9 protein-coding genes are annotated in these 11,228 nt (G+C 65.6%); 5 read left to right on the top strand and 4 right to left on the bottom strand.

From position 1 onward, the window contains the following. The first annotated feature begins 177 nt into the window (after positions 1-177). On the top strand, positions 178-1,023 hold the full coding sequence (locus BraRD5C2_RS10485; protein ID WP_223968196.1) for a CmcJ/NvfI family oxidoreductase: 846 nt from the start codon (positions 178-180) through the stop codon (positions 1,021-1,023). 247 nt (positions 1,024-1,270) lie between these two features. Continuing rightward, entirely contained in the window at positions 1,271-2,524 is a 1,254-nt protein-coding gene (locus BraRD5C2_RS10480; RefSeq protein ID WP_223968195.1) for an MFS transporter, read from the top strand. On the opposite strand, the gene BraRD5C2_RS10475 is transcribed toward BraRD5C2_RS10480, so the two are convergent. Genes BraRD5C2_RS10475 through BraRD5C2_RS10460 form a run of 4 tightly spaced genes read right to left on the bottom strand, consistent with a single transcriptional unit; the run spans position 2,521 to position 5,751 of the window. Continuing rightward, positions 2,521-3,285 carry an anti-sigma factor family protein gene (locus BraRD5C2_RS10475; protein ID WP_223968194.1) on the bottom strand — a complete coding sequence of 255 codons (765 nt, stop codon included), beginning with the start codon at positions 3,283-3,285 and terminating at the stop codon, positions 2,521-2,523. The two genes, BraRD5C2_RS10480 and BraRD5C2_RS10475, sit on opposite strands and share 4 nt — an antisense overlap. Then, complete coding sequence (locus BraRD5C2_RS10470) at positions 3,282-3,809, bottom strand: RNA polymerase sigma factor (RefSeq protein WP_223968193.1); 528 nt, start codon at positions 3,807-3,809, stop codon at positions 3,282-3,284. Before BraRD5C2_RS10470 ends, BraRD5C2_RS10475 begins: the two co-directional genes overlap by 4 nt. Continuing rightward, positions 3,806-5,263, bottom strand: coding sequence for a YncE family protein (locus tag BraRD5C2_RS10465; protein ID WP_223968192.1), 1,458 nt, complete (start codon positions 5,261-5,263; stop codon positions 3,806-3,808). The genes BraRD5C2_RS10470 and BraRD5C2_RS10465 overlap by 4 nt, the downstream gene beginning before the upstream one ends. Next, a complete protein-coding gene (locus BraRD5C2_RS10460) occupies positions 5,263-5,751 on the bottom strand; it encodes a DUF305 domain-containing protein (RefSeq protein ID WP_223968191.1) in 489 nt (162 codons plus the stop codon). The genes BraRD5C2_RS10465 and BraRD5C2_RS10460 overlap by 1 nt, the downstream gene beginning before the upstream one ends. Before the next feature lie 279 nt (positions 5,752-6,030). Here BraRD5C2_RS10460 and BraRD5C2_RS10455 point away from each other — a divergent pair, with 279 nt between their 5' ends. The 3 genes from BraRD5C2_RS10455 to BraRD5C2_RS10445 all read left to right on the top strand — a co-directional run bounded on the left by BraRD5C2_RS10455 (position 6,031) and on the right by BraRD5C2_RS10445 (position 11,073). Beyond that, entirely contained in the window at positions 6,031-7,683 is a 1,653-nt protein-coding gene (locus BraRD5C2_RS10455; protein WP_223968190.1) for a hydantoinase B/oxoprolinase family protein, read from the top strand. A gap of 7 nt (positions 7,684-7,690) precedes the next feature. Then, the gene (locus BraRD5C2_RS10450; protein WP_223968189.1) at positions 7,691-9,730 is read left to right on the top strand and encodes a hydantoinase/oxoprolinase family protein; all 2,040 of its coding nucleotides are present in this window, start codon (positions 7,691-7,693) and stop codon (positions 9,728-9,730) included. 107 nt (positions 9,731-9,837) lie between these two features. After that, on the top strand, positions 9,838-11,073 hold the full coding sequence (locus BraRD5C2_RS10445) for an ABC transporter substrate-binding protein (protein ID WP_223968188.1): 1,236 nt from the start codon (positions 9,838-9,840) through the stop codon (positions 11,071-11,073). The last annotated feature ends 155 nt before the right edge of the window (positions 11,074-11,228 follow it).

Genomic DNA, 11,228 nt, shown 5'->3' with positions numbered 1-11,228 from the left:
CGCTAACGAACCCGTGATCTCGAAAACATCCATTCGTCCGCAGGCTGCCGCGCGGCAAGGATTTTCCCCGTTCCGCGCCTTCCAAAACCACAACGTTGCTATTTTCGCCGCGGCCTTGCCGACCCTCCCGGCGCTGCCAAGATCAAATACACCAACAATCGAGTCCGGGAGATCACCGTGGGCCTTCAACAAACTCGTATCGAGTCGCTGCCGTTTGTGACTGCTGAACTGAATTATCTCGCGCCGACGCCGGGCAAGCCCCGGACCTACGCTTTCGATCCGCCGCCCGGCGAACCCAAATCCACCGCGCTGCCCGAAGCCCATAACGTTCCGATCTTTGACGGGCGCCTGGTCGCTGACAGCTTCTCGCTCGACCGCGAGGGCTTTGCGCTGGTCAAGCATCCGACCTTCGTGAAGGACTATTACGACGACAACGAAGTGCGCAACGTCTACTACCCGGCCGTCGAGGCCTTCCTCAAGGCAACGCTTAAGGCGGATCGCGTCTTCATCTTCGATCACACCGTGCGCAAGCGCGTCGAGGGGGCGGCTGATATCCGTGGCGGCGGACCGCGGCAGCCCGCGACCCGCGTCCATGTAGACCAGACCGCCATTTCCGGCCACAACAGGGTGTTCGAGCATTTGCCTGACGAGGCCGAGCAACTCGTCAAGGGCCGCGTCCAGGTGATCAATCTGTGGCGTCCGATCCGAGGTCCCTTGCGCGATTCACCGCTCGCGATGGCCGACGGCACGACGATCGCGCCGGAGGATCTGATCGCCTCCGACCTGATCTATCCGAACCGCAGCGGCGAGACCTATTCGGTGAAGTACAACCCGAACCACCGTTGGTTCTACATTCCCGAGATGACGCCGGACGAGGCGATCCTGCTGAAATGCTACGACTCGGCGACCGACGGCCGGACCCGGTTTGGACCGCATACCGCCTTCGTCGATCCGACCACGCCTGCGGACGCCGCGCCGCGCGAGAGCATCGAGCTCCGCACGCTGGTGTTCCATAAGCAGTAGAAGTGTCTGACCGCGAGACAGTGTGCTCCCTCCCGCTTGCGGGGGAGGGCCGGGGTGGGGGCTCCCTCCACGAGTCGTATTGTGGAGAGAACCCCCACCCGGACCGCATCTGACGATGCGCTCCGGCCTCCCCCGCAAGCGGGAGAGGCAAGGACGGCAGAACGAATCCGCTCTGCCCGCAAACTTGGCGCCCCAGTCCCAATAATGTTACGCCCGTCCCCCTTACTGCTCGGGGAGAGGGCTACTCATGGACGGCGTGGTGACGAAGGAAGCAGCCGGGATCGGGTTCCGCGCCCTGGTCCTTGCACTTCTGGCATTGGCCTCCGGCCACATGCTGTCGACGCTGTTGCGCACGATCCCCGCGATCAGCCTCGATCTGATGGCGCGAGATTTCGGCACCTCGCCGCAGGCGCTGGCGAGCCTCACCTCGATCTATCATTTCTCCTTTGCCGCCTCGCAAATCCCGGTCGGCGCCGCGATGGACCGTTTCGGCGTGCGGCCGGTGTCGCTGAGCCTGCTCGGAGGTACCGTGGTCGGGACGCTGGTCTCGGCGCTCGCCACGGGGCCGGCGAGCTTCGTGCTCGGGCAACTGATGCTCGGCATTGCCACCTCGGGCATGCTGATGTGCCCGATGACGCTGGCGGCCAAGCAGATGTCGGCGGCGAAGTTCGGCCTGTGGTCCGGCCTGATCCTGTCGATCGGCAATATCGGCATGCTGCTGTCGGCCAGCCCGCTGGCGTTCGTGGTCGACCAGTTCGGCTGGCGCGCCGGCTTCTGGGGCTCGGCCGGCTTCGGCATTGTCGTGCTGATCGCAGTGTTCGCGCTGGTGCCGCGGCAGCCGGCGGCGCATGCGGATGATTCCTCGCCCTTGCAGCAGATGGCCGAGGTGCTGCGGCTCGGCCTGTCGCGCGGCCTGCGCGGACTGATCGCGCTGTCGCTGGTGTCGCTCGGTGCCTCGCTGGTGCTGCGCGGCCTGTGGGGCGGCCCGTGGCTGATGGATATGAAGGGTCTGAGCCGCATCGAGGCCGGCAATGTGCTCGGGCTGTTCACGCTGGCGATGATCATCGGCCCGGCCTGTATCGGCGCCATCGATCGCAAGTTCGGGCATCGCCGCACCATGGTGGCGTCGACCCATGCCGTCGCCGCGCTGCTGCTGGTGGTGATGGCCGCCGGCGCACCGCATTTCCCGGTCTCGACCCTGCTAGGTGTCCCCGTGATGCCGGTGCAGTATGATCTGGTGCTGCTGATCCTGATCGGGTTTGCGACCTCGGCGCAGCCGCTGATTTACGGCATGACGCGGCAACTCGTCGACGCCCAGAACACCGGTAAGGCGTTGTCGTCGGTCAATCTCGCGTTCTTCCTCGGCGCGGCGCTGCTGCAATCGAGCACCGCGGGCGTCGCGGCGCTGTTCGGCCTGCCCGCGGTGCTGCTGTTCATCGCCGGCGCGCTGGTCATCGGGATCGTGCTGTTCCTGATCTATACGCGGCCTTCAGCGGCCTAGATCGTCTGCGCCTGCTTGCGGATTTCGTTGGCAAGCGGCCGCAGGGAATCAACCCCGCGCGGCCCGACCAGGCTGTAGCCCGTGCCGCCGTCGGCCCAGGAGACACCCGCGATGTCGCCACCCGAATGCGCGGCCATCGGCGCGTTCTGATCCGACGTCATCGGACGGGTGAGGACCACAAGCCGCTCGCCGTGATCATCGTCGTACATGAACATCGCCGCGGGACCGTGCGCCGTCGGCACAACCCGCCCGCCCATCAAGCGATATCCCGACTGGCTCAGATCAGGCAGCTTGACCGGTTGACGCAGCCGGTTCGAGACCCATTGCACCAGCTCGAAGCTGTCGCGGAGTTCGACCGGCCGGGTGTGGTCCGAGGCGTAGACCTTGTAGGAATCGCTTGCTTCTTCGGCCAGCGCCGCAAGCCCGCCGGCCGGCGCCGATGTCGCGCCGCGGATCACCCATCCGCCAAGGCCGCCGATCGAGAGCATCAGCATCGCTGCGATGGCCCAGCGCAATGACGAGGGACGGCGGCGCGGGCGCTCGATCATCCGGGCGAGGTTGAGCTGCGGCGGCAGCGGTTCCTCGGCAATCGGCAGCAATGCCGATCGCAGCAGGTTACGCTCATCGGAGTAGGCGGCGATGCGCTTGGCGACGTCCGGATGCTTTTCGAGATAGGCCATGATTTCCGCCTCGCGCTCCGGCTCCAGCGCGCGATCCACATAGGCATGCAGATCGTCTTCGGTAATGGGTCGGTTGCTCATGTCTTGTTCCGCAATTGCACAATATTATTGTTCAGATCGCCGGCAGCGCCCTCCAACTCTTGATGGAGCCGCTCGCGAGCGCGCGCTAGGCGCGACATCACCGTGCCGATGGGCACACCGAGCACCTTCGCGGCGTCGGCATAGGACAAGTCCTCGACGCCGACGAGCAGCAGGACCGCACGCTGGTCATGCGGAAGCCTTGCGAGCTTCGCCATGACGTCGCGATACGTCACCTTGTGCTCCTGCTCTGCGTCCTGGCCGAATGCATCCTCGTTGGTTTCGTCGATCGCGACGTGGACGCCGCGCGTCGTTGCGCGGCGAAACTGGTTGATGGCGAGATTATGAAGGATGGCGAACAGCCACGGTCGCGGATTATCCGATCGCCGCTGTTCCCAATGAATGACGGCGCGTTCCAGGCAGTCCTGCACCAAATCGTCGGCCGCTGCGTGATCGCGGACCAAGGCCCGCGCATACCGCCGCAAGGCGGGTATCAGGGGCTCGACGAGGCGCAGCATATCGTTCATGGCGTTTGCACCTGGATGACCGCACCGAGTTTCGCCGGTTCGCCTGATGCGATGACGAGATAGCGCCGTTCCGCCTTGGCCGCGCTCTGCACGATCTGGCGGATCGGACCCGCGGCGTTGACGATCGCAGAGCCGGCAGGATTGGTCATGAAGGCTGCCAGCGGCTGCACCGATCCAGTCCCATCGGCATGTTCGGCCAATGCTAGCACGTAGTGCTGCTTGGGTTCGAGCCCGGTGACCGATGCCTGCACCACCTGGATCAGGCCTTGATCGAACAGCGAAACGCTGGTCGGCGGCTTGTCGCTCTTGGCGTCCTTCTTCGCCGCGAGTGTGAGATGGGCGGCCTGGCCGGCGACGCCAAGCGCCTGCAGGTTCTGGCGGTCGTCAGGATTCGGCGCGGCGTTCGGCACGTAGGCGATGGCCTGCGGTGCCTGGCCGATCGGGATGTTGGCGATCACCTTGTTGGTCGCGGTGTCGATCGCGGCCAGCGCATCGGCATTTTCCAGGCCGACATAGACCCGCGTGCCGTCGCCGGAAGGCCAGATGCCATGCGGCAGGTTGCCGATGGGAATGGTCGCGACCTCCGAGAAGTCGTCGGTGCGGAACACCTTGACCTCGTTGGTGCCGCCGATCGTCACATAAGCGAAGGTGCCCTTGGCCGTCTTCGCGAAATTGACGTGGTTGGTGATCGGGCCGGTGTCGATGGTCTTGATCAGGTCGAACGGCGGCTTGGCGTTGAAGACCTGGGTCCTGCCGACATCCTTCAGCGTGAACCACACCTGCTCGCCGTCCGGGGTCGCCGCGATGTTCGGGCAGAACGGGCTTTCCTGCTTCACCTTGGCGACGATCTGATGGTCGGCGACCGAGACCACGTCGGTCTCCGGATTGAAAGAGGAGCAGATGTAGCCGTACTTGCCGTCGGGCGAGAAGATCTGCATGCCCGGTCCAGCCGGCACCTCGATCCGCATCGTTTCCTTGAAGCTCGAGGCGTCGATCACCGAGATGTAGTTCTCGCCGCGCACGGTGACCCACACCTCCTTGCCGTCGGGCGTGAAGAACGCCTCGTGCGGCGACCGCCCGACATAGGTGACGTGCTTGACCGCGTTGGTTGCCGTGTCGATGAAGGTCACCGAATTCGAACCGATCGAGACGATGGCGAGGGTATGGTGGTCGGGCGAAAAGCCCATGCCGTGGACCAATACCTGTCCTTTGTAGAGCGGACTGAAATTGCCGGGCTGCGGGTCGCCGAGCCGGATCACGCCGAGCAGCTTGTTGTCGACGGGATCGGTGACCGATACCGTGTTCGAGAACTGCTCGGCGGCGTAGACCCGGTCATGATGGCTGATCGGAATGTCGGGTGCGGACACGGCGCCCGGCGCCTGTCCGGCAAATGCCGACGTCGACAGCACGATCATGCTGGTGGCCAGCAGGCACTTCACGAACTGGCTCGTCATCACTTGGTCTCCTGCTTCATCATGTCGTGGTGCATGTTCATGTGATCGTGGCTGGTCGCGGAGCCCGGTGTCGCGCCGGGTTGTTGCGTCGGGGCGGGTGTCGTGTCGGTGACCTGTTCGCCGAGCGCGAGCTTCATGGCGTCGATCTCCTGCCGTTGCTCGACGATGATCTCCTGCGCGATCCGGCGCAGCCGCTCGTTCTTGCCGTAGCGAAGCTCGATCACGGCCATGTCGATCGCGCCCTGGTGGTGCGGCGTCATCATCGCGACGAAATCGCGATCGATGTCGCCGCTCGGCTTGGCGGCCATGTCATTCATCATCTTGGTCATCGCGGCATCGTTTTCGGCGAGGAAGGCACTCTCGTCGGCCGTCAGCGCGCTCTCGGCTGGATGCTGATCGCCGTCATGCGCCAACGCGGCTGCGGCAACGGCGAGCAGGAGGGCCGCGCCGATCGGCGCGAGGCCGGGTTTGAGGAATCGAGGAAGCATTGCGTCACCCTGGGAGTTGTCGGGGAAGCCCGAGCGGTCCGGCCTTGGCGTTTGGGCCTTGGGGCCGGCTTGCATGGGTGGGACGCGGTGGCCTGAGTTCTATTCCGTCGCTGGGTGGATTCTTGTCGATCACGACTTGCTGATCGGCGGAATACCCCATTACGGCCGAACCGGCCGGTTTGCGAATGGCAAGCCTCTGGCTATAAGAAGGAATTCCGGTCCTGATCGACCGGTTCCGCGATCCTCTCTGCGCAGTCCCATGCGCCCACAAGGGCAAAAATGTCCGCCAAGATCGATCCGATCACCCGTTCCGTCGTCCAGCACCGCCTGTCGTCGATCGTGAAGGAGATGGGCGAAGCCATGCTTCGCACCTCCTATTCGCAAATCCTCAATTCCAGCCGCGATTTTTCGCTGGCGATCTGCGACACCGGCGGGCGGCTGATCGCGCAGGCCGATCACATCCCGGTGCATGTCGGCGCCTTGCCGTGGGCGACGCTCGCGGTCGAGGAACGCTTCAAGGATGTCGCGCCCGGCGACGTCATCCTGCTCAACGATCCCTATCAGGGCGGCAGCCATCTTCCTGATCTCACCGCCTTCGTCCCGGTGTTCGACGGCGGCAAGCGATTGCTCTGGACCATCGTGCGTGCGCATCAGAGCGACATCGGCGGCGCCACCCACGGCGCCTACAATCCGGCTGCGACCGAGATCTATCAAGAAGGTATCCGGATTCCGCCGATCAAGCTCTACGAGGCCGGCAAGCCGCGTGAGGACCTGCTGGATCTGCTGGCGCTGAACATCCGCAACCCCCGGGAATTCCGCGGCGACCTCGCGGCGATGCTGGGCGCCGCGCATCTCGGCGAGCGTCGCGTCGCAAAACTGTTTAGCGAGTTCGGCGCCGAGACGGTCGAAGCCGCCATCGAGGCCATTCTTGACGCGACCGAGCAGCAGACCCGCGCCGTGGTGTCGAGCTGGAAGGACGGCGTATTCTACGGCGAGGCCCTGCTCGACGACGACGGCCATGGCCGCACCGACATCAAGATCGCGGCCAAGGTGACGAAAAAGGGCAGCGACATCGAGGTCGATCTCACCGGCTCCGATCCGCAGTCGACGAGCTTCGTCAACTCGTCGCATGCCAACACGCAGGCCGCGGTGGCGATGGCCTTTGCCTATCTGATCGACGCCGACATTCCGAAGAACACCGGCGCGCTGCGGCCGCTCAAGGTGGTGGCGAAACAGGGCACCATCGTGTGGGCCGATCCCGGCCGCCCCGTCACGCTGTGCACCAGCCATCCCTCCAACGAGATCGTCGAAGCCATAGTCAAGGCAATGTCGGCGTCCTGCCCGGATCGCGTGATGGGCGGCTGGGGTCGCAGGTTCCGCATCGCGATCCAGGGCGAGGATCCGCGCAACGGACGCAATTTCATCTGGCACATGTTCCAGGCGCGGCCCGGAGGCGGCGCATCGCCGGGTGGCGACGGTTACTCCTCGATCGGTGAATGGCATTCGGTCGGCGGACTCAAGTTCGGCAGCATCGAGGTCGCCGAGGTGCGCTTTCCCCTGCATTTCCGCCAGCACGAGTTCCGGCCGGATTCCGGTGGCGACGGCCAGCATCGCGGTGGGCTCGGCGTCGCGCTCGACATGGTGCTGGAGACGGCAAAGCCCGCCAAGGGCAACACCGCCGGCGACGGCGCGCGCCACGGACCGTGCGGCATGCTCGGCGGCAAGGACGGCGAGCCGCATCACTATCGCCTGTTGTCGGAAGGCCGCGCGCCGCGCGTGCTAAAGACCAAGGAGGTCGGCATCGAACTGCGCCCCGGCGACTGTCTGGAGATCCGCTCGTCCGGTGGGGGCGGCTGGGGTCCATCCGAGAAGCGATCGGCGGAAGCGCGGGCGCGCGACGTGGCGCAGGGTCTGGTTTCGAAGGCGGTATAGGGCAGCGATGTACACGATTGGGGTTGACGTCGGCGGCACCTACACCGACCTGGTCGCGACGGATCAAACCGGGCGCACCGTTTTCGCAAAATCACCGTCCACGCCGGCCGATCAGTCGATCGGTGTCATGGCGGGGCTTGAGGAATTGGCCCGACGCCTCGGCGTCACGCACACGGCGATGCTGGCTGCGACCGATCGCCTGGTGCATGGCACGACGGTTGCGACCAATGCATTGTTAGAGCGCAAGGGCGCCAAAGTCGCGCTGCTGACCACCGAGGGCCATCGCGACGTCGTCGAGATGCGCGAGGGGCTGAAGCCGGATCGCTACGATCTGCGCACGCCGCCGCCTGAGCCATTGGTGCCGCGCGAACGCCGGTTTGGCGTGCGCGAACGGCTGAAGGCCGACGGCAGCGCGGCGGTTGCACTCGATGCCGCCGCGCTCGGGGACGTCATTGCCGAGGTGAAACGGTCCGGCGCGAATTCGGTTGCGGTCTGCTTCCTGCACGCCTATCTCAATCCGGCGCATGAGCTCGCCGCGGTCGAGCGGCTGGCGAAGGAGCTGCCCGATGTCAGCGTGTCGCGCTCGAGCGACGTGTTGCCGCAGATCAAGGAATATGAGCGCGTCTCGACCACGATCGTGAACGCCTATGTCGCGCCGACCGTGCGGCGCTATCTCACCAATCTGGAGCGCAGCCTGCACGAAGCCGGCTTCAACGGCTCGCTGTTCGTCGTGCTGTCGCATGGCGGCATGGCGCCGGTGGAAGAGGCCTCGCGGCTCGCCGCGGGCACGGTGCTGTCGGGCCCGGCGGGCGGCATTTCCGGCAGCCGCCGCTGCGCCGAGATGCTTGGGATTCCCGATCTCGTGCCGTTCGACATGGGCGGCACCTCGACCGACATCTCGCTGATCGCGGACGGCGAGGCCTCGCTGTCGGCCGACGGCATGCTGGCGGGCCAGCGCATCGCGCTGCGCAGCCTCGACATCGCCAGCATCGCGGCCGGCGGCGGCTCGATTGCCGGTGTCGACGGCGGCCGCACGCTGCGGGTCGGGCCGGAGAGCGCGGGCTCGGTGCCGGGCCCGGCGTGCTACGGCAATGGCGGCCTGGCTGCCACCGTCACCGACGCCAATGTCGTGCTCGGCTATCTCGATGCGAGCGCCTTCATGGGCGGCGCGCGGCCGCTCGATCGCGCGGCGTCGGAAGCCGCGGTCGACCGGATCGCCGAAGCGCTCGAGCTGTCGCGGATCGAGGCCGCCGCCGGCATCTACAAGATGATCAATCTGAAGATGGCCGATGGCATCCGCCTGATGACGCTGCGCCGCGGCGTCGATCCCCGCAAGTTTGCGCTGCTCAGCTTCGGCGGCGCCGCCGGCATGCACGCCGCCGAAGTCGCGCGCGAGCTCGAGATCAAGCGCATCATCGTGCCGACGGTCGCCTCCGTGCTGTCGGCCTGGGGCATGCTGACCAGCGATCTGCGCTATGAGGTCAGCCGCACCCATTACGGCACCGGCCGCATTTCCGCGGACGAAGTGCGGGCGCTGTTCGCCGGACTGGAGGAGCAGGCGGCCGGCCGTTTGCGCGACTGGTTCAAGGGCGACATCGCGATCGAGCGTTCGGCCGAGATGCGCTATGGCGAGCAGGTGTTCGAGATCGACGTGCCGCTCGGCGACCTCGATCTCGGCGCCACGGACCTCGTGGCACAGATCGAGGAGCGCTTCCATCGCCGCCACGAGGAACTCTACACTTATGCCTCGCGCGGGCAGGAGGTGGTGTTCGTCAACGCCCGCGTCGCCGCGGTCGGCAAGGTGGCGCGCGGCGGCGGCAATGCCGGCGAGGTGACGTCGACCGCACCCTGCACACCGCGCGGCAAGCGGCAGGCCTGGTTCGGTGCCTGGCGCGAGGTGCCGGTCTATGCGCTCGACGATCTCAAGCCCGGCCATACGCTGGCTGGTCCCGCGATCATTGAGGCCGAAACCACCACGGTTCTGGTCGACAGCGGCGACTGCGTCGCGGTCAACCCGCTGGGCTGGCTCGACATAACATTGCGCTGAGGCCCGCCTCCGCCATCAACATTTCATTTTCCCGGCATTGGCTTGGGCGATAAGGTCGCGTCCTTGGGAGGGAGCGCCGGCTGCCGCCGGCGTTTGTGGCGATGTTGATGCAAACAAAACGACAAACCGTGCTTTCGATATCGCTCGCGTTCGCAGCTGTTCTCGCGGCGTCGCCGTTGCGTGCGCAGCAGGCGCCGGAAGCGAAGACGGACAGCGACATCCGCGTCGGCAATGTCATGCCATACACCGGGCCGCTCGCCGCGTTCGCGACCATCGGGCGGGCGGAAGCGGCCTATTTCGACATGGTCAACGAGCATGGCGGCATCAACGGCCGCAAAGTCAAATTCGTCTCGGTCGACGACAGCTCCAATCCGAAGACCGCGATGGAGCAGACCCGCGATCTCGTCGAGAAGCAGGACGTGCTGTTGATGTTCGGCTCGTTCGGCACGCCGAGCAATCTCGCCGTGCGAAAGTATCTCAACGAGAAGAACATCCCGCAGCTGTTCGTCGCCTCCGGCGACGAGGAGTGGGCGCATCCGAAGAGCTTTCCCTGGACCATGGGCTGGCAGCCGACCTTCCGCGCCGAGGGGCGGATCTACGCCAACTACATCCAGGCGGCGTATCCCTCGCGCAAGATCGCGGTGCTCTGGCAGAACGACCAGTTCGGCCGCGATCTGTTCAAGGGATTACAGGAAGGGCTCGGCGACACCGCCGGCATGATCGTCGCCGATCTCGCCTTCGACGCATCGGAGACCGCGATCCAGAACCAGGTCGGAATCCTGAAAGGCTCCGGCGCCGACATTTTGGTGTTCGACGGCGCACCGGCGATCGCAGCGCGCGCGATTCGCGTCGCCGCCGACCTCGACTGGCACCCGGTGTTCATCCTCGACAATGCGTCGGCCTCGATCGCCAGCGCATTGCGGCCGGCGGGCCTGCAGAACTCGCTCGGCGTGATCTCGACCTCGTTCCTCAAGGATGCCGGCGATGCCTCCTGGAAGAACGATCCGCAGATCAAGGCGTGGGACGCCTTCATGGACAAGTACTATCCCGACGGCGACAAGGACGACATCTATGCCGTGTTCGGCTATGCCGCCGCCGACACGCTGATGCAGGTGCTGCGCCAGTGCGGCGACGACCTGTCGCGCGAGAACATCATGCGGCAGGCGGCCTCGCTGAAGGACTACCAGAGCCCGATCGCGCTGCCCGGGATCGTGATCAACACCGGGCCGAAGGATTTCCGCCCGATCAAGCAGATGCGGCTGGTGCAGTTCGACGGCAACGCCTGGCAGCCGATCGGCGACGTAATCGAGAGCGCATTCACGCCGGTGCGGGAAGATAACTGAGGTCGCTCTAGCTAGCGTCGTCCCGGCGAAGACCGGGACCCATTACCCCAGCTGGAAATTGTTTTGCTCCGCTGGGGCACCAGTCCTTTTCACACCCTCGATCGGTGGTTATGGGTCCCGGCCTTCGCCGGGACGACGATGGGGTGGGAGCGGGC

The sequence above is a fragment of the Bradyrhizobium sp. RD5-C2 genome (genome assembly GCF_019972155.1).
GTDB lineage: Bacteria > Pseudomonadota > Alphaproteobacteria > Rhizobiales > Xanthobacteraceae > Bradyrhizobium.
Note: the sequence above shows the minus strand (reverse complement) of the source record. Positions and strands in the feature narration are given on the sequence as shown.